We start from the raw sequence: 670 nt of genomic DNA on the forward strand, positions 1-670 counted from the left end.
GTCCACCGGCACGGCGGCCGGGGTGGCCCGCTCGGACAGGGCGGGCCGCAACCAGCTCCTGTGCTCCGTGAGGCTCTCCCCGGGCGGCAGGTCGGCCAGGAACCGGGGCAGGCCGCGCCGACCGTGGGTGCCGCTGGCCGGGTCGTACTCGCGCCAGCCGTGGTCGCCGTCGCCGTCGCCGTCGCGGTACACCCAGTGGGCGGTGCCGTCGGTGATGACCGGCAGCTCGTCGGGGACGACGCTGTCAGCGGGGTGCAGCACACCACCGCCGGTGGTCCGCCCACCGCCGGGCAGCGGCAGGGTGATCGTATTGCGCCGTGGCTGGCTGCCCCGGGTGCGACCCTGGAGGGGCTGGGGTTCGTCGGGGGCCGAATGCCAGTAGCCGCGCAGGTCGTAGCCGAGTTCCTGGGACCGCCAGTAGACCAGCAGGTGGCCGTCGACGTAGTGGTAGCCGGGCTCGCCCCACCTGTCACCGGCGGGGATGCGCAGGTCGTGGCGGAGCACGATGCCCTCGGCGCCGAGCACGCGGACGGTGGTCGGGCCACCCAGGATGACGTAGGGCCAGGCTTCCTGCCAGGTCAGCTCGACCCGGTGGTCGCCGCCGGTCACCTCCCGCCAGGCCAGCTCCCAGTCCGGCCAGCCCAGTTCGTCGAAGATGCCGCCGCGCAGG

General features: G+C 74.6%; 1 protein-coding gene. It reads right to left on the reverse strand.

The window, feature by feature from the left end:
- A partial coding sequence (locus MCAG_RS33360; RefSeq protein WP_036372177.1) for a hypothetical protein occupies positions 1 to 670 on the reverse strand: 670 nt, incomplete at both ends.

The sequence above is a fragment of the Micromonospora sp. ATCC 39149 genome (assembly GCF_000158815.1).
Lineage (GTDB): Bacteria > Actinomycetota > Actinomycetes > Mycobacteriales > Micromonosporaceae > Micromonospora.